Source organism: Ralstonia pickettii (assembly GCF_001699815.1).
GTDB classification, from domain to species: Bacteria; Pseudomonadota; Gammaproteobacteria; order Burkholderiales; family Burkholderiaceae; genus Ralstonia; species Ralstonia thomasii.
In genome coordinates this window covers 1-23,837 of sequence record NZ_MCGB01000064.1, presented here as the reverse complement: position 1 = coordinate 23,837, position 23,837 = coordinate 1, and the positions used below count along the sequence as shown (strand labels likewise).

Sequence of the window (23,837 nt, the reverse complement as noted above, 5' to 3'; positions counted from 1 at the left end):
AATGATGATCACCGCTAACCCTCGGCCGTTCTCCGTCTTGATGTCACTGTACGCTCGGGAATCACCCGCAGCGCTTGAAGTGGCGCTTGCCAGTTTGACCCAGCAGACGCTTCAGCCGGACGAAACGGTCATCGTGCTAGATGGTCCTGTCAGAAAGGACCATCTCGACATACTGCAGCGCTATGAGTCCGCCTTGGCGATGAAGATCGTGCCTCTTGACAAGAATGTGGGCCTTGCCCGCGCTCTTGCTGCTGGCCTCGAACAATGTAGGCACGAGTGGATTGCCCGCTTTGATACCGACGACTGGTCGCATCCGGAGCGTTTTGCTCGCCAACACGCGTTTCTGGATGCTCATCCCACGGTGGGACTTCTCGGATCTTGGATCGGCGAGTTCGAAGCAAACCCTACACTCATTACACGAGTGCGCAGCGTGCCGCTGACACACGAAGCGATTGTTCGCTACGCACGTCGGCGTAATCCGTTCAACCACATGACAGTGATGTATCAACGGTCGGCAGTACTAGCTGTCGGAGGGTACCGAGATCTGCCGTGGATGGAAGACTACTGGCTATGGGTTAGGATGCTGCATGCCGGTGTAGAGGCGGCAAATCAGTCAGATCTGCTCGTACATGCAAGGGCAGGTCTCGAAATGATTGGGCGCCGGGGAGGCGCTGCGTACGTACGCAGCGAATGGATGGCGCAACGCCAGTTTTGCCTGTATGGCTTCATTTCACCGTTGACTGCAATCACGAATTTTCTTCTACGCGCCATACCTCGGTTGCTGCCGACCGCGATTCGTAATCGATTATATGCAAAAGCGCTACGCACAAAAATAAAGGCGTAAGTCTAATTCTCAAAATTCGCTTGATTGAACTAGAATCGCGCGTACAAGCTTAGCTCGCATATGCTCAATTTCAGTACCGGATTTATCATTTCGTTCATTTTCACAATGTTGATTGTGCGGTACGCTCACATTCACGAGCGTTTCTCTGCCGATCTGGATTTAACAGGAGCACAAAAATTTCATACTCGCCCCGTTCCCCGTATCGGCGGGGTGGGGATTGCGCTTGCCGCTCTAGGCACTGGCACGCTTCTATGGTGGCACGACGCAATGCAATGGCGCGGCTTCTTGATGTTGGTAACGGCTGGCACGCCAGCTTTTTTGGCTGGCCTTGTTGAAGATTTTACGAAATCCGTCAGTCCACGCATCCGCCTCATTGCAACGATGATTTCTGCGCTGGCCGCAATGTGGCTCCTAGACGCGCGCGTTGTCCGGATTGATATTCCGTGGTTGGATATCGTCATAGCCTATTTACCCGTATCCATTGCGATCACATCATTGGCGGTGGCGGGTCTTGCCAATGCAGTGAACATCATCGATGGTTTCAACGGATTGGCCAGTATGGTCGCGACTATGATGTTTTTCTCTGTATCGTATGTCGCACTCCAGGTCGGTGACACTCTCGTACTTTCGATTGCGTTAGCTATGGCCGGGGCAATTTTGGGGTTTTTCATCTGGAATTTCCCCGGTGGTCTTATTTTCTTAGGCGATGGCGGGGCATACTTTATCGGGTTCGCTCTTGCAGAGGCCGTAGTGCTGCTAGTGACGCGTAACCCTTCGGTCTCAGCCTGGTATCCCGTATTAATGTTGATTTATCCAATTTTTGAGACACTGTTTTCAATCTATCGAAAGAAGATGTTGCGCGGTATGTCACCAGGGATCCCTGATGGTGTCCATCTTCATATGTTGATTTATAAACGTCTAATGCGCTGGGCAGTAGGCAGTAAGAGTGAACGCCATCGCCTGAGGCGAAACTCAATGACCTCGCCTTATCTATGGTTGTTGAGTCTATTAGCCGTCCTGCCAGCGACACTTTTCTGGAGCAAGACGTGGATTCTCGCGCTGTTCTCCGCAATCTTTATCGTTTTTTATGTTTGGCTATATCAAAGTATCGTGCGCTTCAGGGCGCCGCGCTGGCTTATCTTTAAGAAATAAGGTTCGATTGAATGAGCTCTTCCACTGCATTGGATCACGACCCACTCACGCTTGACGAAGTGTTCTCGTTTCTGAAGCGCCATGCGGTCAAGCTGGCTGTTGGCACATTGGCTTGCGCCGCATTGGGCATAGGACTCGCTTATGTCCTCCCTGCAGAATGGGAAGCGACGGCAATCGTCCAAGTCGGACAAGTGCAAGCTCCAAGTTCGCCCTACCATCCGACACAAGGTCCCGTCCTCCTTGAGACGCCGGCACGAACCGTCGAACGCCTAAAAGCAGATGCCTTCACAGACACGCTACTAGGTAACCTAGGACTTCCGATAAAGTCCGGCACATCAAGGCGCGCCGATCTGATCCGGAATTCATTCAACGCACGCGTGCTTCGCACGTCGGAACTTGTCGAAATCAGAGTACGCGATTTTAGCCAGCAAGACGCACAACGCACTCTGCTGGCCGTCCAGAATCAGCTTATCCGAGCTCATGCCGCTCTGTTACAACCCACGCTTGATCGGTACAAGAGCGACTACAACCTTGTTTCTCATCATCTTGCCGACGCACGGCAGCGGCTGGAGCAGGCCCGCAAGTTGACCAGTGTTCAAAAAGCAGCGAATCCGGGAGCATCAACATTCGCCGAGAATGTGCTACTGACAAGCGTCTTACATGAGACTGAGGTCGAAATCAGTAAACTTCAGCTCCAACTCTCTGAGTTGAACGAACAGATGAGCCCAACCCGTACATTCAACACTCGGACATTCTCCGACGCTACGGTGTCGCAACGCCCCGTGTTTCCGAGGCGTTCGGCGTTTCTGTTGGCTGGTGCCATCTTTGGATTGGTTATCACATTTGCTATAGCCCTGATCAGGGAGCGCCAACAGACTCGTGCCGCATAAAATGCGTAAGGTCGATTTCTTCGCAATGATGGCGTTTTGAGGGACATCTGTCATGAATCGGGAATCTCCCCACGCCATCGGCGACCTCCAAGGCTGCTGCTCCCCACTCCAGACCCTGCTGGCCGCCCTCCCAGCCAACGCCCCTCTCCGCTTCGTCGGCGATCTGATCAACCGTGGCCCCGACTCTCTCGCCACACTGCGCCAGGTCATTTCCCTATGCGAAGCGGGACGCGCACGCACCGTTCTCGGCAACCATGACATCCACCTGCTGGCCGTGGCGGCAGGGGTGCGAAAACCCGGCAAACGCGACACCATCGCCGAGATACTCTCTGCCCCCGATAGCGACCAACTCATCACTTGGCTGCGCCACCAGCCGCTGGCCATCTTCGAAAACAGCTTTCTGATGGTGCACGCCGGCGTCCTGCCTCAATGGATAACAGGCGACGTACTCGAGCTGGCCGGCGCAGTGGAGCGCGAGCTGCGTAGCCCACATTGGAAAACCTTCCTGGCCGATGCGTTTGGCAACCATCCCGACAAGTGGAGTAACGATCTCGTCGGCATGGATCGGCTGCGGCTGACCATCAACGCCTTGACGCGCCTACGCTTCTGCAAGCCCGATGGGACGATGGAGTTCGAGACGACTGACGCCGATGGCGCTCCGGATGGCCACATGCCGTGGTTCGACGTGCCAGGGCGCCGTACGCGCGGCACGCCGATCGTGTTCGGGCATTGGTCCACACGCGGGCTGGTGATGCGCGACGATGTGATAGGCCTGGATACCGGCTGCGTGTGGGGTGGCAAACTGACGGCGGCGAAGCTATCGTTGACGCCAGCCGGGCGTGACGTGATCCAGGTGGATTGCGAGCAGGCGCAGGACCCGCTCGCGCACAAGAAGAAATAGCCGAGTAGCCTAGCCCGCGCGGTCGATCAGCGCGGCAACAGCGTCGTGACTATGTGCGGCCAGCCCACGGCGGTCCATCTCCGGAGCTACGGCGGGGCCTACGAACACTTCCACCACCAACGGCGGCCCGTTCAGCATGGCGTTGATCGTATCCATCATCGACAGATCGCCGATATACGCGGGAATGATCGTCAATTCGCCAGTGGCGGCGACGCGATAGCGCAGCGCCAGCGGGCGGATCGGTGCGCCAGCGCTGACCGGCGCCTGAAACAGGTTGGCGTGGAACGGCAGCAGCTGCAGCCCGTCAGACGTCGTACCCTCGGGAAACACGCAAATGGCATCGCCCGAACGCATCGCATCGGCGATGACGTGCATGATGCGATGCGCGTCGCGCTTGCGGGCGCGCTCGACGAACAGCACGCCGGTCTGCGCGCACAGCCAGCCAATCACCGGCCAGCTGCGGATCTCTGATTTGGCGACGAAGCGCGGCGGGTACCAGCTGTTGATCGCATAGATGTCGATCCACGACACATGGTTGGAGACCAGCATGGAGCCGGCCAGCTCCTTGCCCGTGACGGGCTCGCCATGCACCACGAGCGACACGCGGAACAGCGCGAGCAACTTGCGCGACCACCGCTGAATCAGCGCCTGCTTGGTGTGCGGCTTGATCCACCAGAATAGCAGCGCGCACGTGATCAGGCCTTCGACCAGATGTACGAGCAAGCGCAGCTTGCGCCGCACATGCTTGCGCTGCGGCGAGCTGGCCTCGGCGGGCGCACTTGCCACGCGCTGATCAATGCCCGTCATAGGCAAGGTGGCCAGCGACCATTGTGGCGCGCACGCGGCCGGCCAGCTCAAAGCCCAGGTAGGGCGAGTTCTTGCCTTGGCTGCGCAGAGCGCGAGGCTCAAGTTTCCAGGTCGCGGCCGGATCGAACACACACACATCGGCCATCGCACCCACTTCCAGCGAGCCCGCACGCAGGCCCAGCACGCGAGCAGGCTCGCTGGTGATGCGGGCCAGCGCCTTCGAAAGCTCGACCTTGTGTTCGGTGGCCCAGCGCAACGTGAGCGGCAGCAGGGTTTCGAGGCCGGTCGCGCCCGGCGTGGCCTCGGCAAACGGTAGCAGCTTCTCGTCGTCATCCACGGGCGTGTGGTCGGAACAGATCGCGTCGATCGTGCCATCCGCCAGCGCACGCACGATGCCATCGCGGTCGCGCCCGGAACGCAGCGGCGGCACAAAGCGCATCTGCGAATTGAAGTAGCCGATATCGATGTCGGTCAGCGAGATATGGTGGACGTTCACATCGCACGTGACCGGCAGGCCTTCGGCTTTTGCGCGGCGTACAAGCTCGATGCCGGCGGCCGACGACAAACGGCACAGGTGAACGCGGGCGCCTGTGCTGCGAATCAGTTCGAAGATGGTATGCAGGCGCACCGTCTCGGCGATTACCGGCACACCCGAGAGGCCCAGGCGTGAAGCCAGCGGGCCGCTTGCGGCCACGCCGCCCTTGCCCAGATACGGGTCTTCGGGGCGCAGCCAGACAGTGAAGCCGAAGGTCTGCGCATATTGCAGCGCGCGCATCAGCACCTGCGTGTCGGCCATCGGTGCATCGGTCTGCGAGAAGCCAACGCAGCCCGACTCAGTCAATTCGGCCATCTCCGTCAGCACCGCGCCCTTCAAGCCGACAGTGAGCGCACCGAGCGGATACACATGCGCCTGGTTCAGGTTGCGCGCGCGAAACTTGAGCATCTCGACCAGGCCGGGTTCGTCCAGCACAGGATCGGTGTCCGGCGGGCACACCAGCGAGGTCACGCCGCCGGCCATGGCCGCGGCCATTTCCGATTCGAGCGTAGCCTTGTATTCGAAACCCGGCTCACGCAGGCGCGCGGACAAGTCAATCAGACCCGGGCAAACAACCAGGCCCGTCGCGTCGATGGTCTTGTTGGCATGGAAATCCGCCGGCGCGTGGCCGACACCGACCACCTTGCTTGCCGCGATGTACAAGTCCTGTTGTGCGTCGACACCGTTGGCCGGGTCGATCAGGCGGCCGCCTTTGATATGCAGTTTCATTGCTCTTCTTAGTCGTTGTTGCCAGCCACGATGCCCATGACCGCCATGCGCACCGCGATGCCGAACGTCACCTGATTCAGGATCACCGATTGCACACCGTCGGCCACGGCGGAGTCGATCTCCACGCCGCGGTTCATCGGGCCGGGGTGCATGACGATGGCGTCCGGCTTGGCCAGCGCCAGGCGGTCCTGCGTGAGGCCGTAGGCCTTGAAGTATTCCTGCGCGGAGGGCAACAGCGCACCGCTCATGCGCTCGTTCTGCAGGCGCAGCATGATGACCACATCCACGCCCTTCAGGCCCTCTTCCATGTTGTGGAAGACCCGCACGCCCATGTGCTCCAGGCCACCCGGCAACAGCGTGCGCGGGCCGATGGCACGCACTTCGGCGCAGCCCAGCGTCGTCAGCGCGTGGATGTCGGAACGCGCCACGCGCGAATGCAGGATGTCACCGACGATGGCCACCGTCAGGTTGGAGAAATCCTTCTTGTAGTGGCGGATGGTGAACATGTCGAGCAGCCCCTGCGTGGGGTGTGCATGACGGCCATCGCCCGCATTGATCACGTGCACATGCGGCGCAACGTGCTCGGCGATCAGGTACGGCGCCCCGGAACTGGCATGCCGCACGACAAACATGTCCGCCTGCATCGCCGACAGGTTGTTGATCGTGTCGAGCAGTGACTCACCCTTGCTGGTGGAAGACGCATTGATGTTCAGGTTGATCACGTCCGCCGACAGCCGCTTGGCGGCGATCTCGAACGTGGTGCGCGTGCGCGTGGAGTTCTCGAAGAACAGGTTGAACACGCTCTTGCCGCGCAGCAGCGGCACCTTCTTCACCTCGCGGTCGGAATCCGATACGGAGACGAACTGCTGCGCGGTGTCCAGCACGTCCGTGAGGATGTCGCGTGACAGTCCCTCGATCGACAGCAGGTGCTTGAGCTCGCCGTTTTTCGTGAGCTGCGGGTTGGCAAAAGTCTTGGGCATGGAGAAACGAAAGGCGACGAGGTCGGTACAGGTCAGGTCAGATCAAGGCAGGTGCGGTGCGCGCTTGAAGTCAGGCGCCCTTGGGCTCGCGCGTGAAGGTGAAGCGCGCGCCAGCGCCTTCGCTGGCTTCGCTCAGCACGAGCGATTCGTCGGCGGGCAGCGTGATGCGTTCACCGATGTAATCCGGGGCCACAGGCAACTGGCGTTCACCGCGGTCGACCAACACGGCAAGCTCCACCGCCGCCGGACGCCCGTAGTCGAACAGCTCGTTGATGGCCGCGCGGATGGTGCGGCCGCTGGCCAGCACGTCGTCTACCAGCAGGATGCGGCGCTCGTTCACATCGAACGGCAGCGTGGTCGGCTGCGCCTTGGCGTGCAGGCCTTTCTTGGCGTAGTCGTCGCGGTGCATCGCAACGTTGACGACGCCGTATTCCGGCAGGCCAAGGTCATGTGCCAGCCGCTTGGCGATCCATGCGCCGCCGCTGACAATGCCGGCCACCGACCAGGTGTGGCCGTCGGCCAGCCGCGTGCGCAGTTGTGCAACGAGGCTCTGGTACAGCGCCTCGGCATCGATCTGTTGCGATGTCATGCGTGTTCGTCGAAAAACTGTTGGAGGATGATGCGCGCGGCTTCTGCGTCGAGCACATCGTCGGAGGCACCGGCATCCTGTGCGGCGATCGACGAATAGCGCTCGTCCACCCAGGTGACCGGCAGGCCATAGCGGCCGAGCAATTGATTGCCGAAGCGCTTGGCGAGCTTGATCATCGGCTGCTCTTCGCCATCGGGATGGACGGGCATGCCGACCACGAAGCCCACAGGCTGCCATTCGCCGACCAGCCGGCTTATCTGCGCGAAGCGGAAATCGACCGAACGGTTCGGAATGGTTTCCAGCGCCCGCGCCGAGCGCGAAACCGTATTGCCCAGCGCCACGCCGATGCGTTTTTCGCCGTAATCGAATGCCAGCAAGGTGCCTTCCACAGGCACGGAAGCGGTGGCCGGACGTGCCGGCTCAGGCATGCCCGGCCTCACCCGACAGCATGGCGGGGTTGATGCCGAGCAGGTTCAGCGCCGCGGCAAACCGCTCTTCGGGGGGCACGTTGAAGATGATCTCGGGATCGGCCTGGACGGTCAGCCAGCCGTTGCGGCTGATTTCGTCTTCCAGTTGGCCGGCACTCCAACCGGCATACCCGAGCGTCAGGATGAAGCGGTGTGGGCCGCCACCCTGGGCGACGGCTTCCAGCACATCCTTCGAGGTGGTCATCTCCAGCCCGCCCGGCACCGCCAGCGACGACGAATACGCGCCCGTGGCGTCGTGCAGCACAAAGCCGCGCTCGGTCTGCACCGGGCCGCCGTAGTACACGGATTGTTCTGCGAGGGGGTGGATTTCGAGCTTGAGGTCGATCTTGTCGAACAGCGTCGCCAAGTCGATATCGATGGGGCGGTTGATCACGAGCCCGAGCGCGCCGCGCTCGTTGTGCTCGCACATGTACACGACCGTGCCCGAAAACGTGGAATCCGCCATGCCGGGCATAGCGATCAGGAACTGATTCGTGAGATTGATAAGTGCGTCAGGCGAGGCCATGGGGGGAGTTTACCAAAAGCCCTCGGCCGCTGCCCCTCTCATTTGGAGGAATCGGCCCTCGGCGCAAGGTTTTTTGTGGGTGGCGCATTGTGGCGCTTTAGGCACTCGTCACGGTTGCGTGCGGCGGCGTGATGTTCAGCGCCTCCAAGTCCGCGGCTTCCAGCCAGCGCCATTCGCCCGGCGCCAGATCACCCAGCGACAACCCGCCGATGGCGCTGCGGTGCAATCCGTCCACGTGGTTGCCGGCGGCCGCCACCATGCGTTTCACCTGATGGTATTTGCCCTGCGTGAGGGCCATGCGCAGGTGGTGCGTGTCGACGCGCTCGGCCCAGGCGGCGGCAACGTTTTCATTTTCGTCGGCCAGCAGCACGCCGGCGTACAGTTGGGCGATCTGCGCCTCGGTCACGGGCTCGGCGGTGGTGATTTCATACACCTTGGGCACCTGGTGGCGCGGGCTGGTGATGGTGTGAACGAACTGGCCGTCGTCGGTCAGCAGCAGCAGCCCCGTGGTGTCCTGGTCGAGCCGCCCGACGCACTGCACGGCGCGCTCACGCAGCGGCACCGGCAGCAGCGTGTACACGCTCGGATGATGTTTCGGCTTTTGCGAGCACTCCACGCCGGCCGGCTTGTTGAGCATCAGATAGGCGCGGGCGTGGTATGCCCAGCGCTCACCGTCGACATCCAGGACCAGGCCGGCGGTATCGACCAGCGCATCGGGGCTTTCCATCTCGACGCCGTTGATGAAGACCAACCCCGCGAGGACGAGGTCCTTGCAATAGCGGCGCGTGCCGAAGCCCTGGGATTGCAGGATGCGATACAGCGGTAGACGAGAAGAATCAGCCATGACAACAACGTGAACAAGACAAAAAGGGGCGAATTTTGCGATACGCTCGGCCAGTCTAAAGAGCAACCGATTCCATCCGATGCCCTCCACCGCCCCAAGCCGCCAGCCGTACAACATCGGAGCGCACTTCCAGCGAGGTCTGGTGTGGTTCCGGCGCGATCTGCGGCACTTCGACCACGCGGCGCTGCATTATGCCTTGCGGCACTGCCGCGAGGTCTATTGCGTGTTCGTGTTCGACCGCGACATCCTCGACGCGCTGCTCGCGCGCGGGCTCCAGGCCGACCGCCGTATCGAGTTCATCCGCGCGTCCATCGAGGAACTGCGCAGCGCGTTACGCGAGGCCGGCGGCGACCTCATGGTGGTGCATGACCACCCTCGCCACGCGATTCCGGAGATCGCGCGCAAGCTGAACATCGAGGCCGTCTTCGCCAACCATGACGAAGAACCTTCCGCGCAGGCGCGCGATGAAGCGGTGCGCAAAGTGCTCGCCCAGCAGCCGTGCGCCTGGTTCGACTTCAAGGATCAGGTGATCTTCGAGCGCGACGAAATCCTGAACGGGCAAGGCAGACCGTACGGCGTCTTCACGCCTTACAAGAATGCCTGGCTGGCCGCGCTGACGCCGTTCGACTTGCGCGCGTATCCGACAGAGCCCTACTTGGGCGCGCTGGCGAGGCCGCCTGAGGCACTTGCGCACCCAACGCCTGCGCTGGAAGCGATGGGCTTCGCGCACACCAATCTGTCGGAGATTGCCCTACCCACCGGCATGTCGGGGGGCCAGGCATTGCTCGACGAGTTTGAAGACCGCATGGACGACTACCATGCGCGCCGCGATTTTCCCGCCGTGCGCGGACCCAGCTATCTGTCCACGCACCTGCGCTTTGGCACCGTATCGATCCGCACGCTCGCTGCGCGCGCACATGCCGCCATGCTGCGCGGCAGCCGGGGCGCGGCGACGTGGCTGTCGGAACTGGTCTGGCGTGACTTCTATTTCATGATCCTGCATCACCGCCCGGATCTGGCCGACGGCGCCGCTTTCCATCCGGAATTCGATCGCATCCGCTGGGTGGACGGCGACACCGGCGACGCGCGCTTTGAAGCGTGGAAAGGTGCACAGACTGGTTATCCGCTGGTGGATGCGGCCATGCTGCAGATCTTCCAGAGCGGCTACATGCACAACCGCCTGCGCATGGTGGCGGCCAGTTTTCTCATCAAGGACCTTGGCATCGATTGGCGGCGCGGCGAGCAGTATTTTGCCGACGTGCTGAACGATTTCGACTTCTCAGCCAACAACGGTGGCTGGCAGTGGGCGGCGTCCAGTGGGTGCGATGCGCAACCGTGGTTCCGCATCTTCAACCCCGTCACGCAGTCGGAGAAGTTCGACCCGCAGGGCCGTTTCATCCGCAAGTACCTGCCGCAGTTGGCAAAGCTGCCCGACAAATACATCCACGCACCGTGGACGGCACCAGCCAATGTGCTGAAGGAAGCGGGCGTCGTGCTGGGCGAGACGTATCCCCGCCCCATCATCGACCACGCAGGCGCACGTGCGGCCACGCTGGACCGCTATGCCGTGACCAAGGCACATCGCACATCGGGCGCTGAAGCGGCGGCAATGAGCAAATCCAGCAACGACGATTGAAGATCGCCACGCAGCAAACAACAAGGGGCCGGTAGAACACCGGCCCCTTGTTGTTTTTGTGAAGCGCGTCGTCAGCCTGCCCTGGCCGCCGGCGCGCGCTCGCCGATGAGGTTGCGCAGATGCTGGAGCAACTCCTCTTCGTTGTACGGCTTGCCCAGGTAGACGTTCACGCCGATCTCAGCCGCGTAACGGCGGTGCTTGTCGGCCGTACGCGAGGTGATCATGATGATCGGCGTGGCGCCGATGCGCTCATCCGCACGCACGTTGCGCGTGAGGTCGAACCCGTCCATGTGCGGCATTTCGATGTCAACGAGCATCGCGTCGGGCGTGACTTCCTGAAGCTGACGCAGCGCGTCCACGCCGTCGCGCGCGAGCACGGCCTGGTAGCCGGACCGCGTGAGCAGACGCTGCGTGACCTTGCGCACCGTGAGCGAATCGTCGACCACCATCACGATTGGCTGTGTGGCCAGGCCCGGCACGGCGTCGATGCTGCCGTCGCGGTGCAGCTCGGCCACGGCGCCCGTCGCTTCCTGATCGGATGGGCCACGTGCGGCGGCTTCGCGCTCGAAGCGCTGCGTGAGCACCACGGGGTTGTAGATCAGCACGATCTCGCCGTCGCCCAGCGTGGTCGCACCGGCAATACCTTCCAGACGCGCAAGGTGCGGGCCGATGTGTTTGACCACCACTTCGCGGTTGCCGATCACTTCGTCGACGTGCACGGCGGCGCGCTCGGCACCGTTGCGCACGACCACCGCCGGCGAGTACTTGCGCGCGCCCGTGACGGATGTCGCTTCTTCGAGCAGCGCGCCAAAGTAGTGGAACGGCACGGGGCCGGTCGGCAATTGCAGCGCGGCGGCGTTATACGCCTCGGCCAGCGCCTGCGGGCGCAGTTGCTGTACGTGGTCGATCATGCCCGACGGAATCGCGTAAACACGCTCGTTCACGCGCACCAACAGCACCTGCGTGATCGCAGTCGTCAGCGGCAGGTGGATGGTGAAACGCGTGCCGACTTCGGGCGTGGTCTGCAGCGAGATCCGGCCACCCAGGGCGACGGTTTCGGCACGCACCACGTCCATGCCCACGCCACGACCGGCCAGCTCCGACACCTGATCGGCAGTGGAGAAGCCCGGCGTGAAGATCATCTCGGTGAGGCGCGCGTCGCTGGCTTCTTCGTCAGCGGCCAGCAGTTGACGCTCCAGCGCGCGTGCGCGAATGCGGTCGAGGTTCAGGCCGGCACCGTCGTCAACGAAGTGCAGCACGACTTCGTTGCCTTCCTGCTGCACCTCGAGCGTGAGCTCGCCAGCCGGATTCTTGCCCTTGGCGCGGCGCTCGTCGGCCGACTCAATGCCGTGTGCGACGGCGTTGCGGATCATGTGTTCCAGCGGCCCGCCCATGCGGTCCAGGACGCTGCGATCCAGTTCCACCGTACCGCCCTTGATGAACAGACGGACTTCCTTGCCGGTTTCCGCCGCGGCCTGGCGGGCCACGCGATACAGACGGTCTGCCACGGTATCGAACTGCACCATGCGCGCGCGCATCAGGCTGCGCTGCAGGCCGCGCGTGAGGCGTGCCTGGGTTTCCAGATCGAGCGACGCCTGATCGAAACCGCGGAACAAGTTCTGCTGCACCGTCGCCACGTCGTTGACGGACTCGGCCATCATCCGCGTGAGTTCCTGCAAGCGCGTGAATCGGTCGAACTCCAGGGGGTCGAACGACTCGGAATGTGCAGCCGCATCGGCAATGCGCGACTCCATCTGCGTTTCGGCCTGGATTTCGATCTCGCGCACCTGCGAGCGCAAACGCGCTACGTTGTCGTTCAGTTCCGACAGGTAGGTCTTGAGCGCATCGACTTCCGACTCGAGGCGCGCACGCGCGGCACCGACTTCACCCGCATCGTTGATGAGCGAATCGAGCGCACGCGCCTGCACGCGCACCATCGCGCGCTGGCGTTCGGCCACTTCCAGGGCTTCGGCTTCCGGGCTGCGCGTGCCGGTCAGATCGACGTTCGTCGATACCGCAACAGCCGGCAGCATCGATGCGCCGGACGATGCATGCGCGTCGGCGGCCGTCTGCTGCGTATCGGCGGCATCGGCTAGGCCGGCATCGAGCGGCAGCAGATTGCCCGCGCCCAGGGCATCGACGTGCGCCTGGATGCGGTCAAACCAGACGTAGAGCTTGCGGAACAGTGCGCCATCCACGCGGTTCTGGCGCAGGCCGCCTTCAATGGCGCTTTCCATTTCGTGCGCAGCCTGACCTAGCGTCATGGCGCCGGCCATGCGCGCACTGCCCTTGACGGTGTGCAGGTTGCGCAGCAGCAGGCCGGCAGCATTGCGATCCTGCGGCGCAGCTTCCCACGCACGCAGGTGCTGGCCCAGTTCAGGCAGCGCGACGTGCGCTTCCTCCAGGAAGATTTCCAGCAGCGCCGGGTCGAGCGCGTCGGCCGGTGCCTGGCGAACCAGCTCACCGACGGCCGGCTCGGCAACGGGCGACTCGTGTACGGGCACGAACGTCGGCGCAACCTGTGCCGGCTCAAACTCGGGCTCGCCAGCCTGGCTGGGGGTTTCGTTCTCGGCCTGTTCGGCTTCGGTAAAGGCAGTGGGCGCCGGCTCCAGCGGCAGGCGCGGACGCACGAGCAGGCGCTCGCACAGCTCGTCCAGGCTGCGGCGCAGTGGCTCGTCGGCGTCGGGCCAGAGGCTGGCGGCAAATTGATGCAGCATGCCGCGCATGCGCTCGATGGATTGATCGAGCAGGCGGAAGTCGCCCGGATGCATCGCCACCGGGCGACTGTTCAGATTCAGCAGCACCTGCTCCAGCGCCCCAGCCAACTGGCGCACGGGCTCCAGCTCAACCACGGCGGAACTGCCTTGCAGCGTGTGCGCGGCGCGCAGGGCCAGCTCGCTCGGCGGCGTGCGGCCTTCGTGGCGCCACTCCGAGAAATCCACGCCGAGCCGGCGGATCAGATCATCGGCTTCCTGCAGGTAGACGTTGTACAGCGCCACGCTGATGCGGACCGGACCAATCTCCTTCACGCCGTCGTCGTGCGGTGCTTCCTCCAGCTCGCCGGTCTGCGCGAACGGGAACGGGATCACCTTGGCGTCGGCATCGGCGGCAACCGGTTCAGCGGCAGCGTCCTGAATCGTCTCTTCGACGTGCTCTGCAGCCGGCTCGACTGCCTCATGCTCGACCAGCGGTGCGGTCGCCTCGGGCATCGGCGCCTCGACGTCGGGCAGCGCAGGTTCGTCTTCCCACTGGAGCGCGACGGCTTCTTCGGCTTCTGCAACGGGCACATCCGGTGCAGTCAACTCCATCGGCTGCATCGCGTCGATGTCGTGCAATGCGGGTTCCGCAGCCGGTGCTTCGGGCACTTGCGGCTCAGCGTGTTCGGGAGCGGCCTGCGTTTCGGGCACGGCCTCCAGCCACACGAACGGACCACCATGGCGCACGCGCTCTGCGGCGGCGACCAGCGGTTCAATCGCGTGATCGGCTTGGGGCGATTGCGCGATGGCAGCGGCCCACGTTGACAACTCGGACTCGGCGCGCGTCAGGAGCGCGGCCAGGTCATGCGTCGGCACACGGTTCTCGGCCAGCCAGACATTCATCACCTGCTCGATGGCCCAGGCCGCCTCGCCATAGCGCGTGAGCCCGACCATGCGGCCCGAGCCCTTGAGCGTGTGGAACGCGCGGCGCAACTGCGTAAGCAAGTCCAGGTCCGAACCGGCAGCCAGACCGCCCGTGCCCATGTCGGCAGCGGCCTGCAGACCCTGCAGGTCGGCGCGCACGCCGGCCAGCACTTCTTCGGCTTCAGACAGGAAGATGTCGAGCAGCTCGGCGTCGATGGATTGGGTATCCCGTGCGGCAGTTGGCGCAGGCGCGGCGGCCGCAGGCGCAGCAACCGGTGCCGCCAATGCGGCCTGCATCCGCTCAAGCGCGCCGGGGCTGCCAACCTGCCATGCATCGAACTGGGCCAGCGCCTCTTCCAGGCGGCGTCGGCGAGCCGGATCGTCGTCGATGGCGGCGGCATCGCGCGCTTCCTGCAGCGCAGTGCGCAGCTCCGCAGCCAGCGGGTCGGACGGGTCGACCGGTTGCTTGGCCAGCAGGCGATCAAGCAACGATTGCAGCGGCGACGCGGCATCGGCATTGGCGATGTCTGCGCCGACGAGCGTTTCGGATTGCGGCTCGCGGCGGGCCAGCATGCCGGATTCGGTATCGAAGGCGAACTCGCGCCATGCGGTTTCGCGCTCGGTGGGCGTCAGCTGGCCTTCAATGACGATCTCGTCGACTTGGCCGCCGGCCAGTTCTGTGCCGGCAGACAACGCATCAAGCAAGGCCTGCAGACCGCTGACGTTGGCAGCCAGCGCAGCCAGGTAGCGCTCACGATCGGCAGTTGCGCCCTCGCCCGCGGCTTGCAGCGCGTTGATGGTCGATTGGGCAGCTTCGGTGGCGTGCACTGCCTCATAGGCGTCGAGCGCGGCAAAGGCAGTTTGCATCTCGCCGAACAGGCGGGCGGCTTCCTGCAGGCCGCCGCTTTCCACGCCTTCGCGCTCGAACGCATCGAGGTGCGTTTCGGCAGAGGCCAGCAACGTTTGCAGCGCGCGAACCTGCTCGGCATGCGCGCGGCGTTGTGCAGCTTCTTCGGCCAGGAGCGTGAGCCATGCGGGAGCCGGCACGGCGTGACCGTCTTGCGTCGCGCGGGCGTGTTCGGCCAGTTCGCTGCAGCGGGCGGCAAACCACGCGCTGCGCAAGTCGCCGGATTCGCCATGCACCGCCCACGGGCGGGCCAGCATGCGCGAGAGGAATTGCAGCGTGGGCGCAACGTCCTGCCCGGCAGCTTCGGTCAGACGGTTCGACAGGTCGGACAGGGCCGGCTGCCCCAGCGCATCGGCATGCAGCGCAAGGGTCTGCAGTGCAGCATCGAGTTCGTCCGCCGCGGGTGCAGGTTGTTGACTGAGCGTTTCGAGCGAGCGGCCGACGCGTTGCAGCGTGTCGCTGGCGTCGGTCGGCAGCAGTGCGTAGTACTGACGCGTGTGCAGTGCGCCAGCGGGCGCGTGCGTGGGCGGAATCGCGAAGGCCTGCACGCAGGCCACGATATCCGGGCCAAGCGTGTCGTCGCCAACCGGCACTGCCGGTGCGTTGCTGTACGCCATGCCGGCCAGCAAATACAGCGCGTCGGTCAGCAGGCCTTGCGGCAAGTGGACGTTGTTGTGCGAGTACTGGCGCAGCAGCAGGTTGACGCGTGCGGCCAGGCGCTTGGCGGTCATGTCGGCCGGCACCAGGCCCGCACGCAGGGCGCCAAATGTCAGGGCCAGCACGAGCCACAGATCGCGCTGCAGATCGTCCCCGGCGCGGCGCGGTTCGCGCTCCAGCGCACGGATGCCATGCAGCAGGTCTTCCAGCGGCGCGTAGGCCGCTGCCGCGGCCGACGGATCCACCACCGCACCATCGGCGTTCGAGGCAGGCGCACGCAGCGCGGTCAGCAACGCCAATTCGAACTTGCGGCGCAGGCGCGCCAGCCCCGGCAAATCGCGCGAGGGCAGCAGCAGCGCCGGCAGGTGGCGCAGCTCATCGGCCCACAGGTCAGCCGGGTGGATGCGCTCTTCGCCCAGGCGGGACAGCACGGCTTGATACGGCTGGAACAGGCGCAGCGGCTCTTCGGCCATGCCAGCCATGAGGTCGGAAACGTATTCCTGCAACGCCTGCACGGCGCGCGAGAACACGTCCAGCGTTTGGGCGTCGGCGGCGACGCTGCCGGCATCCACCGCCTCGAGCAGGCGCTTGGCGGCTTGGCAATACACGTCGACACCGCGCAGACCCACGATCAGCAGCGCGCCGGCAGCCTGGTGCAGATACTGGCCGGCTAGGCGCAGCGACGTCGTATCGCGCGCACCGATGACCTCCGGATCGGCGATGACATCGGCCGCGTATTCGCCGAACTCGCGCACGGCATCGTCCAGCGCAGCGCGCATGTTGGGCGCGACCCACGCCAGCGCGGAGAGATCACGCGCGGGCACGGCAGGCTTGGGGCCGGATTTCTGACGCCCGGCTGGGGCTCCCACCGCCTCGACAGAGGCGGATTCGGGCTGGGCGGAAGATTGATGACGCATGTGTGCTTCCAAAAAGCAGGTGGCGGTTGCCGCGATTGCCCCCGGGGTGGCCCCTTCGGCGTTCCCGCCCGAAATCCAGAGGTGACGAGATCAGGCGATGCGGAACCGCGCCACCGAGTCACGCAGTTCTTCGGCAAGCTGCGTGAGCTGGCGCACCGACTGCGCGGTCTGGCGCGTACCGGTCGACGTCTGTTCCGTGATGTGCAGGATCTGTTCGATGTTCTGCGCAACGTCCGAAGCCAGCGTCGCTTCGTGCGACGTCGTCTGCGAAATGCTCTCAATCAGTTCGGCAAGCTGGCGGGACACGCGACCGATCTCCACCAGTGCAGCACCGGCGTTATCGGACAGCTTCGCCCCTTCCACCACACCCGCCGTGCTGCGCTCCATGGCGTGCACCGCGTCTTGCGTGTCGGTCTGAATCGTGCGGATCAGCGCGCCGATCTGCTTGGCTGCCTCGGCCGAACGTTCTGCCAGGCGCTGCACTTCTTCTGCCACCACCGAGAAGCCGCGACCGGCTTCACCAGCGGATGCCGCCTGAATGGCAGCGTTCAGTGCCAGCACGTTGGTCTGCTCGGTAATGTCCGAGATCAGCTCCACGATTTCACCGATCTCCTGCGACGATTCGCCCAGGCGCTTGATCCGCTTCGAGGTTTCCTGAATCTGGTCACGGATGTCGTTCATGCCCGTGATGGCGTTCTGCACCGCCTGCTGACCTTGCTCGGCAGCGGCCAGCGAGGCGCGTGCAACGTTGGCCGATTCAGCAGCACCGCGCGAGACCTGCGTAATGCGGTCGGCCATCTCCACCACCGACTGACCGGTCTGACGAATCTGGCGCGATTGTTCTTCCGATGCGGCCACCAGGCTTTCCGACGTGGTCTGCACCGCCGACGATGCCTGCGTCACCTGCTCGGCCGTCTGCTGCACCCGGCCGACCAGCTCGCGCAGTTCTTCCACGGTGTAGTTCACCGAGTCGGCGATGGCGCCTGTAATGTCTTCCGACACGGTGGCCTGCTTGGTCAAGTCACCGTCTGCAATGTCCTGCAGTTCGTTCATCAGACGCAGAATTGCGGCCTGGGTGGAATCGTTGTTGCGCTTTTCCACCATCCGGCGCTCTTCAGCTTCGCGCTGGCGCGCTTCTGCTTCCATCGTACGCACGCGCGAATCGCGCAGGTACAGGGCGGCCAGGCCGGCCAGGCAGACCACGGTCAGGATGGCCGACAGCACCACCGCACCGAGCGTCATGGGGCGGCTGCGCACGCTGCCGGCATAGGCAGACTGCAGGTCAGACAGGTCGGCACGCAGCTTTTCGTTGTCGTTGAAGATCTGCTGCTGGGCGCGCTTGGCGGCGATCAGGCCCGGCAGGTTTTCCAGAATGATCTGCGTGGTCTTCTGCACGTTGTCGAAGCGGGTCGACAGCTCTTGCAGGTAGCCCTTCGTCTCGGCATCGGTGGCAGCCGACAGGCGCAGCGCTTCCGAGCCGTTGAGCAGGCCGTTCAGCGTTTCGCGGAAGGTGTTGGTGTCCTTACCGAGCAGGAACGCCGTTTCCGGGTTCACGCCTTCGCCGGCCAGGAACTCGTTCATGTTCTTACCCAGACGCTGCGTCAACATCACCAGCTGCGACGAGGCGGCCACTTCACGGGCCGGCGCGTTGGTCTGCAGCTTCATCGACGAGATCTGCTCGGCTTCTTCCAGCAGTTCGGGGTTCGACGCGTTGAACACGTTCAGCGTCTTACCCACCGCCACCAGCGTCTTTTCCTGCGCCAGGATGGCCTGGGCGCTCTTGTCGCTGCGCTTCCACTCTTCGATCGACTTGTCGAGCAGTGCTTCGGCCTCGCCACCCGAGGCGCGCACACCGCGCTCCGAGTTGCCATTCTTCAACGCATCGAGGTTTTCCTGCAGACGCGCGCGGCTCTCCTTGAGCTGGGCGAATGCGTTGGTGTTACCCAGCAGCGCCACCGGCACCGCCTTGGCCAGACGCTGCGAGTGCATCAGCGTGTCACCGGCAATTTCAATCTGCACCGAACCGTTGTTGGCCTGGCGGTTATCCAGGTACACCGAGATCAGCAGGGCCAGCAGACCGACCACCAGGCCGATCGTGAAGACACGCTGCTGCGCGGCAAACGGCACGCGCTCCATCCAGCCGACCACGGCGTCCATGGGCGAGCGGCCGAGCTGCGTGGGCGTGCCAGCGGGATTATCGTCATCCGTATGGGACGCATTGTCCAACTGCGCCAACTGCACGGAAGCCGCCGACGCGCCCTCCGCTGCAACCTCGGGCGCCCCAGCCTCACCGGCACGGCGACCTGCGTTGAACCACTTGAACCCCATAGGACCCTCTTGTCTTGTCGATGCTGCCGTCTCGTTCTGTCGAGATCAGCCGCATGGATTTCCCGTCCGCGTCCGCGCCTTGTTCAACCTGGCGTGGTACGCACCTTCGGCGGAGCCTGTGAATACACTTGGCCACCTGGCGCGCCCTGTTGCGCGCGCCACGCACCGCCTCTTGCACCTGCGCACCCCGCTCCCGTTGCGGCGTGCCCAATCGTTCTTGTTGGTTCTAAGGCTCTACGACCTGATTGCCCAATCGCTTTACGTGCGGCTGCGGCCGACCTGCAGGAACGCCGGATCGGCCAGCAACTGCCGCACATCCAGTTCGCGCCATTGCGTGCCCTGCGCGTCGCGCCAGGCGCGCCCCAACCACGGACGCCCCTCTTCCGCCGTGGCTTCCGCGGGCTGCAGATCGCTCAGGCTGCGCAGGCCGGCCACGCGCGGCACGACAATCGCGCACGCACGCTGCGGGTCTTTGGACAGCACCACGATCTTGGCGCCGCTGCCACTGCCCGTCGGCGCTTCACCGCAGAACAAGCCGAAATCGATCACGCCGAGCAGGTTGCCGCGCGCATTCACGAGACCGAGGTACCACGGCTGCGTCAGCGGCACGCGTGCGGGCGGCTGGTAGTCCAGCACCTCGCCGGTTTCGGTCAGCGACAGCAGCCAGTGGTGCTCGCCGATCTGCACGCCCAGAAAGCCTTCCGTCGCCGACTTGGCGCGCGCCTCCTGCAGGCGGCGGGCCAGCATCGCTTGGTATTCGTGCAGGCGCTGGCGGGAGGTCAGGTTGGTGCGCTGTTCGTTCACGTCTGGCTCATGTCCGGTGCTGGGTCTTTGCTGCGCGCGGTCTCGACGTCGCGCTTCTAAACGAACTGCCGCAGGATCACTGCGCCAGCTTGGCGATCTTCTCGAGCAGCTCTTCGGCCTTGACCGGCTTGACGATGTAGTCCGATGCGCCCTGGCGCATGCCCCACACGCGGTCGGTCTCCAGGCCCTTGGTCGTGCACATGATCACGGGGATGCCCTGGAAGCGCTCGTCCTTCTTGATGGCGCGGGTCGCCTGGTAGCCGTTCTGGCCCGGCATCACCACGTCCATCAGGATCAGGTCGAAGGTTTCGGCTTCGAGCTTGGTCATGGCCTGCTCGCTATCGGCAGCGACCGTCACTTTGAAACCGTTCTTGCCGAGGATCTCCGACAGGTGCAGCGCTTCGGTCGGAGAATCATCGACCACCAACACTTTCTTGATTGCCATACAAACAGTCCTTCGTTAAAAGAGATGCCGTCACTGCGCGGCAGCTCGCGCCACCGGCAAATGCGTCTGGACCGCCTCCAGCAGCGCTTCCTTCGAGAACGGCTTGGCGAGATGGTCCACCGCCCCGACCGACTTGCCCCGCGCACGGTCGAAAATCCCGTCGCGCGAAGAGAGCATGATCACAGGCGTGGCATGAAACTTTGGGCTTTTCTTGATCAGCGAGCAGGTCTGGTAGCCGTCTAGATTGGGCATCAGGATGTCGCAGAACACGAGATCGGGCTTCAGGTCACCCACCTTGGCCAGTGCGTCGAAGCCGTCTTCGGCCAGCACGACCTGGCACCCGGCCTGGGTGAGGAAAATCTGCGCGGTACGGCGAATGGTGCTGGAATCGTCGATTACCAGCACCTTGCAGCCTGTCAGGGAATGCGCCAGCGGAGAGTTCGCCAGCGGTTGAGAGTCAGCCAGTTGTTCCACCCGCGCGGATTGCATCATGTTCTCGCAGTGCGCGACCACGGGTCGCCACGACATTCTGACCGGATGGATCGCGGCAAATCGCCACGCAGCGCGCCCTCCAAACGGAAAAGGCCCACGCTGGCGACGACTTCAAAACTACGCCCCCCGGCCCGCTTATGAAGTGTGAAGCTCAGAATTTGACGAAGTGTGACAAGTCACCTATTCGCCGTCAATGGCGCCGGCCGTCCGCCGAGCGCTTGTGGCATGGAAGCGACGAGCCCATTCATCGAACCGTCACTTCCTGATACTTGGCTGTCAGCAAGAGGGCAAACACTCACTTGCCGACGGGAGACAGGTCAGATCCGAATCAGATCTGCACCATTTCGAAATCTTCCTTGCGCGCGCCACACTCGGGGCACGTCCAGTTGATGGGCACGTCTTCCCACTTCGTGCCGGGCGCAATGCCGTCGTCCGGGGCGCCTTGTTCTTCGTCGTAGATCCAGCCGCAGATCAGGCACATCCACGTCTTGTATTCAATCTGTTGTTCCATAGGGCAAAGCTTCGGTGGTTCCGTCTATTAAAATGGCAGGCCAGATGGTACCGAATCACGCCCGGCTGCGCCAGAACAGGCAGCGGGCAGACACGGTGTTTGACTGCATCCAACCCGGATCTGCGGCAAACCACCACATAATCGCCTCGAACCGCCTTTAAACCGTGCCGCAGCGCCGCTCTGCTCGGCGCCACGCTCTCTCCCAACACCCTCCATGTCGACTCCCTCCCGCAGCGCCGCCCTGTTTGAACGTGCCCAGAAGACCATCCCCGGCGGAGTGAACTCCCCGGTACGCGCCTTCCGCTCGGTGGGCGGCATCCCGCGCTTCATTGCCAAGGCAGCCGGCCCATACTTGTGGGATGCCGACGGCACGCGCTATATCGACTACGTCGGCTCGTGGGGCCCGATGATCGTCGGGCACGCGCATCCGGAGGTTGTGCGTGCTGTGCAGGAAGTGGCGGCCGACAGCTTCTCGTTCGGGGCGCCTACCGAGGCTGAAGTCGTCATGGCCGAGGAAATCTGCAAGCTCGTGCCGTCGATCGAGCAGGTGCGGCTCGTGTCGTCGGGCACCGAAGCAACCATGAGCGCCCTGCGCCTGGCGCGTGGCTTTACCGGGCGTGACCTGATCGTCAAGTTCGAAGGCTGCTACCACGGTCACGCCGACAGCCTGCTGGTCAAGGCCGGTTCAGGCCTGCTGACGTTTGCCGATACGACGCAGAACGCACCGTCTTCCACCGGCGTGCCGGAAGACGTGGTCAAGCACACGATGGTGCTGCCGTACAACGACGTGGCCGCACTGCGCGAGGCGTTTGCCCGCCACGGCAAGGAAATCGCCGCCGTGATCGTCGAGCCAGTGGCCGGCAACATGAACCTCGTGCGTGGCAGCAACGAATTCCACCAGGCCATGCGCGCGCTGTGTACCGAACACGGCGCCGTGCTGATCTTTGACGAGGTGATGACGGGCTTTCGCGTGGCGCTCGGGTGCGCGCAGGCGCTGTACGGCATCAAGCCGGACCTGACGTGCCTGGGCAAAGTGATTGGCGGCGGCATGCCGGCGGCAGCCTTTGGTGGCCGCCGCGACATCATGGGGTTCCTGGCGCCTCTGGGCAGCGTCTACCAGGCAGGAACGTTGTCGGGGAATCCGCTTGCGGTGGCGGCTGGGCTGACCACGCTGCGGCTGATTGCTGCGGAGGGTTTCCATGACCGGCTGGCGACGCAGACACGCAAGCTGGTAGACGGGCTGGCGGAAATCGCTCGTGAGGTTGGTGTGCCGTTTGCCGCCGACAGCGTGGGCGGCATGTTTGGCATCTACTTCCGCGAGGGCGTGCCGACGAGCTTTGCTGAAGTGACCAAGAGCGATGTTGGGCGCTTCAATGCGTTCTTCCACGCGATGCTGGATCAGGGTGTTTATCTGGCGCCGTCTGCGTTTGAGGCCGGATTTGTGTCTTCCACGCATGATGATGCGATTCTGGACGCGACGTTTGAGGCGGCTCGGAAGGCGTTTAAGGCGGTTTGAGTTTTTTTTCTTGGGATGGTCTTGGTGGTGCATCCCGGGTTTCATCCCCTGCCGGGGCTGACTCACTTTCTTTGGTCTTGCCCAAAGAAAGTAAGCAAAGAAATGCGCGCCCGAGATGGCGAAAGACTCCTTCAATTTCCGTAACCGGGCGGAGGCGGGGAAAACTCGCTGCGCTCAGACAGTTCCCGGCCTTTTTCCCGCCCGCTTACGAAAATTGAAGGCGCCATCTAGGGCAGGAAAGTCAAAGGACAAAAGCCACACCCTCTGGGCACAAGCCCAAACGACAAGGCCAACCTCACGATGGGGTTGGCCTTTCTCTTTTGACGTTGAGCCCTTGATGGCGCCTTGAATTTTTGTGAGCGGGCGGATCAAGGAAGGAGGCCTGTCTGAGCGCAGCGAGTTTGCCTCCTTCCCCGCACGGTCACACAAATTCAAGGGATGGGTCGCCATCTCGGGCGCGCCTTTCTTTTTGCTTACTTTTCTTTGGCAAGACAAAGAAAAGTGAGTCGGTCCCGGCAGGGAACGAAAGGGGGGGAAAAAGCCCAAAAACAAAAACCTCAGTGCACCAACTGATTAATCTCGATAATCGGCATCAACACCGCCAACACAATCAGCAACACCACCACACCCATCGTCAAAATCAGCGCCGGCTCCAGCAAGCCAGTAAGGAACAACGTCCGACGCTCCAGACTGCAAAGCGACGCTTGGCGGGCGTCGGTCGAATGACGAGTTCCGTCTCA

At 63.4% G+C, this 23,837-nt stretch carries 19 protein-coding genes and 1 pseudogene; 6 read left to right on the top strand and 14 right to left on the bottom strand.

The annotated features are described in order from the left end of the window. Position 1: 1 nt before the first annotated feature. The 4 genes from BEK68_RS24930 to BEK68_RS12780 are packed head-to-tail and all read left to right on the top strand — an operon-like array spanning position 2 to position 3,787. The gene (locus BEK68_RS24930) at positions 2 to 844 is read left to right on the top strand and encodes a glycosyltransferase (protein ID WP_012435030.1); all 843 of its coding nucleotides are present in this window, start codon (positions 2 to 4) and stop codon (positions 842 to 844) included. Between the two features lie 60 nt (positions 845 to 904). Beyond that, positions 905 to 1,996 (top strand): MraY family glycosyltransferase, encoded by a 1,092-nt coding sequence (locus BEK68_RS12790; RefSeq protein WP_012435029.1) that lies wholly within the window; start codon positions 905 to 907, stop codon positions 1,994 to 1,996. Positions 1,997 to 2,007: 11 nt separating this feature from the next. Beyond that, positions 2,008 to 2,886: a Wzz/FepE/Etk N-terminal domain-containing protein gene (locus BEK68_RS12785; protein WP_012435028.1), complete on the top strand. Its 879-nt coding sequence runs from the start codon at positions 2,008 to 2,010 to the stop codon at positions 2,884 to 2,886. A gap of 52 nt (positions 2,887 to 2,938) precedes the next feature. Continuing rightward, complete coding sequence (locus BEK68_RS12780; RefSeq protein ID WP_012435027.1) at positions 2,939 to 3,787, top strand: symmetrical bis(5'-nucleosyl)-tetraphosphatase; 849 nt, start codon at positions 2,939 to 2,941, stop codon at positions 3,785 to 3,787. 9 nt (positions 3,788 to 3,796) lie between these two features. Here the strand turns inward: BEK68_RS12780 and BEK68_RS12775 are convergent, their stop codons facing one another. From BEK68_RS12775 to BEK68_RS12745, 7 genes are all read right to left on the bottom strand, one after another. Beyond that, positions 3,797 to 4,594, bottom strand: a complete 798-nt coding sequence (locus BEK68_RS12775; RefSeq protein ID WP_012435026.1) for a lysophospholipid acyltransferase family protein — start codon at positions 4,592 to 4,594, stop codon at positions 3,797 to 3,799. Then, complete coding sequence (locus tag BEK68_RS12770; RefSeq protein ID WP_012435025.1) at positions 4,581 to 5,858, bottom strand: dihydroorotase; 1,278 nt, start codon at positions 5,856 to 5,858, stop codon at positions 4,581 to 4,583. The genes BEK68_RS12775 and BEK68_RS12770 overlap by 14 nt, the downstream gene beginning before the upstream one ends. A gap of 8 nt (positions 5,859 to 5,866) precedes the next feature. Next, on the bottom strand, positions 5,867 to 6,838 hold the full coding sequence (locus BEK68_RS12765) for an aspartate carbamoyltransferase catalytic subunit (RefSeq protein WP_004629626.1): 972 nt from the start codon (positions 6,836 to 6,838) through the stop codon (positions 5,867 to 5,869). 70 nt (positions 6,839 to 6,908) lie between these two features. Next, positions 6,909 to 7,427 carry a bifunctional pyr operon transcriptional regulator/uracil phosphoribosyltransferase PyrR gene (pyrR, locus tag BEK68_RS12760; RefSeq protein ID WP_012435024.1) on the bottom strand — a complete coding sequence of 173 codons (519 nt, stop codon included), beginning with the start codon at positions 7,425 to 7,427 and terminating at the stop codon, positions 6,909 to 6,911. Further along, positions 7,424 to 7,855, bottom strand: coding sequence for a Holliday junction resolvase RuvX (gene ruvX, locus BEK68_RS12755; RefSeq protein WP_012435023.1), 432 nt, complete (start codon positions 7,853 to 7,855; stop codon positions 7,424 to 7,426). Before ruvX ends, pyrR begins: the two co-directional genes overlap by 4 nt. Beyond that, positions 7,848 to 8,420, bottom strand: a complete 573-nt coding sequence (locus BEK68_RS12750) for a YqgE/AlgH family protein (protein ID WP_012435022.1) — start codon at positions 8,418 to 8,420, stop codon at positions 7,848 to 7,850. The genes ruvX and BEK68_RS12750 overlap by 8 nt, the downstream gene beginning before the upstream one ends. 97 nt (positions 8,421 to 8,517) lie before the next feature. Next, complete coding sequence (locus tag BEK68_RS12745) at positions 8,518 to 9,264, bottom strand: pseudouridine synthase (RefSeq protein ID WP_012435021.1); 747 nt, start codon at positions 9,262 to 9,264, stop codon at positions 8,518 to 8,520. Positions 9,265 to 9,343: 79 nt separating this feature from the next. Here BEK68_RS12745 and BEK68_RS12740 point away from each other — a divergent pair, with 79 nt between their 5' ends. Next, positions 9,344 to 10,900 (top strand): cryptochrome/photolyase family protein, encoded by a 1,557-nt coding sequence (locus BEK68_RS12740; protein WP_012435020.1) that lies wholly within the window; start codon positions 9,344 to 9,346, stop codon positions 10,898 to 10,900. Between the two features lie 71 nt (positions 10,901 to 10,971). Here BEK68_RS12740 and BEK68_RS12735 read toward each other — a convergent pair whose 3' ends face one another. The 6 genes from BEK68_RS12735 to BEK68_RS12710 all read right to left on the bottom strand — a co-directional run bounded on the left by BEK68_RS12735 (position 10,972) and on the right by BEK68_RS12710 (position 21,581). Next, complete coding sequence (locus BEK68_RS12735; RefSeq protein ID WP_024541746.1) at positions 10,972 to 17,001, bottom strand: Hpt domain-containing protein; 6,030 nt, start codon at positions 16,999 to 17,001, stop codon at positions 10,972 to 10,974. A 90-nt stretch (positions 17,002 to 17,091) separates the two neighbouring features. Beyond that, positions 17,092 to 19,329 carry a methyl-accepting chemotaxis protein gene (locus tag BEK68_RS12730; protein WP_012435018.1) on the bottom strand — a complete coding sequence of 746 codons (2,238 nt, stop codon included), beginning with the start codon at positions 19,327 to 19,329 and terminating at the stop codon, positions 17,092 to 17,094. 258 nt (positions 19,330 to 19,587) lie between these two features. Next, positions 19,588 to 20,133, bottom strand: coding sequence for a chemotaxis protein CheW (locus BEK68_RS12725; RefSeq protein ID WP_004629641.1), 546 nt, complete (start codon positions 20,131 to 20,133; stop codon positions 19,588 to 19,590). A 76-nt stretch (positions 20,134 to 20,209) separates the two neighbouring features. After that, the gene (locus BEK68_RS12720; protein WP_004629647.1) at positions 20,210 to 20,578 is read right to left on the bottom strand and encodes a response regulator; all 369 of its coding nucleotides are present in this window, start codon (positions 20,576 to 20,578) and stop codon (positions 20,210 to 20,212) included. 30 nt (positions 20,579 to 20,608) lie between these two features. Further along, a complete protein-coding gene (locus tag BEK68_RS12715) occupies positions 20,609 to 21,106 on the bottom strand; it encodes a response regulator (protein ID WP_004629648.1) in 498 nt (165 codons plus the stop codon). Between the two features lie 292 nt (positions 21,107 to 21,398). Then, entirely contained in the window at positions 21,399 to 21,581 is a 183-nt protein-coding gene (locus BEK68_RS12710; RefSeq protein WP_003261842.1) for a rubredoxin, read from the bottom strand. 214 nt (positions 21,582 to 21,795) lie between these two features. On the opposite strand from BEK68_RS12710, the gene hemL reads away from it, so the two are divergent. Then, positions 21,796 to 23,097 (top strand): glutamate-1-semialdehyde 2,1-aminomutase, encoded by a 1,302-nt coding sequence (hemL, locus tag BEK68_RS12705; protein ID WP_012435016.1) that lies wholly within the window; start codon positions 21,796 to 21,798, stop codon positions 23,095 to 23,097. A 557-nt stretch (positions 23,098 to 23,654) separates the two neighbouring features. Here hemL and BEK68_RS24915 read toward each other — a convergent pair. Then, positions 23,655 to 23,789: pseudogene (locus BEK68_RS24915) on the bottom strand (type II secretion system inner membrane protein GspF); the annotation flags it as partial. Between the last annotated feature and the right edge of the window lie 48 nt (positions 23,790 to 23,837).

Excerpts from the sequence above, each read along its gene's own strand:
- BEK68_RS24930 (WP_012435030.1), top strand. The coding sequence starts at position 2 with ATGATGATCACCGCTAACCCTCGGCCGTTCTCCGTCTTGATGTCACTG.
- BEK68_RS12790 (WP_012435029.1), top strand. The coding sequence starts at position 905 with ATGCTCAATTTCAGTACCGGATTTATCATTTCGTTCATTTTCACAATG.
- BEK68_RS12785 (WP_012435028.1), top strand. The coding sequence starts at position 2,008 with ATGAGCTCTTCCACTGCATTGGATCACGACCCACTCACGCTTGACGAA.
- BEK68_RS12780 (WP_012435027.1), top strand. The coding sequence starts at position 2,939 with ATGAATCGGGAATCTCCCCACGCCATCGGCGACCTCCAAGGCTGCTGC.
- BEK68_RS12775 (WP_012435026.1), bottom strand. The coding sequence starts at position 4,594 with ATGACGGGCATTGATCAGCGCGTGGCAAGTGCGCCCGCCGAGGCCAGC.
- BEK68_RS12770 (WP_012435025.1), bottom strand. The coding sequence starts at position 5,858 with ATGAAACTGCATATCAAAGGCGGCCGCCTGATCGACCCGGCCAACGGT.
- BEK68_RS12765 (WP_004629626.1), bottom strand. The coding sequence starts at position 6,838 with ATGCCCAAGACTTTTGCCAACCCGCAGCTCACGAAAAACGGCGAGCTC.
- pyrR (WP_012435024.1), bottom strand. The coding sequence starts at position 7,427 with ATGACATCGCAACAGATCGATGCCGAGGCGCTGTACCAGAGCCTCGTT.
- ruvX (WP_012435023.1), bottom strand. The coding sequence starts at position 7,855 with ATGCCTGAGCCGGCACGTCCGGCCACCGCTTCCGTGCCTGTGGAAGGC.
- BEK68_RS12750 (WP_012435022.1), bottom strand. The coding sequence starts at position 8,420 with ATGGCCTCGCCTGACGCACTTATCAATCTCACGAATCAGTTCCTGATC.
- BEK68_RS12745 (WP_012435021.1), bottom strand. The coding sequence starts at position 9,264 with ATGGCTGATTCTTCTCGTCTACCGCTGTATCGCATCCTGCAATCCCAG.
- BEK68_RS12740 (WP_012435020.1), top strand. The coding sequence starts at position 9,344 with ATGCCCTCCACCGCCCCAAGCCGCCAGCCGTACAACATCGGAGCGCAC.
- BEK68_RS12735 (WP_024541746.1), bottom strand. The coding sequence starts at position 17,001 with ATGCGTCATCAATCTTCCGCCCAGCCCGAATCCGCCTCTGTCGAGGCG.
- BEK68_RS12730 (WP_012435018.1), bottom strand. The coding sequence starts at position 19,329 with ATGGGGTTCAAGTGGTTCAACGCAGGTCGCCGTGCCGGTGAGGCTGGG.
- BEK68_RS12720 (WP_004629647.1), bottom strand. The coding sequence starts at position 20,578 with ATGGCAATCAAGAAAGTGTTGGTGGTCGATGATTCTCCGACCGAAGCG.
- BEK68_RS12715 (WP_004629648.1), bottom strand. The coding sequence starts at position 21,106 with ATGTCGTGGCGACCCGTGGTCGCGCACTGCGAGAACATGATGCAATCC.
- BEK68_RS12710 (WP_003261842.1), bottom strand. The coding sequence starts at position 21,581 with ATGGAACAACAGATTGAATACAAGACGTGGATGTGCCTGATCTGCGGC.
- hemL (WP_012435016.1), top strand. The coding sequence starts at position 21,796 with ATGTCGACTCCCTCCCGCAGCGCCGCCCTGTTTGAACGTGCCCAGAAG.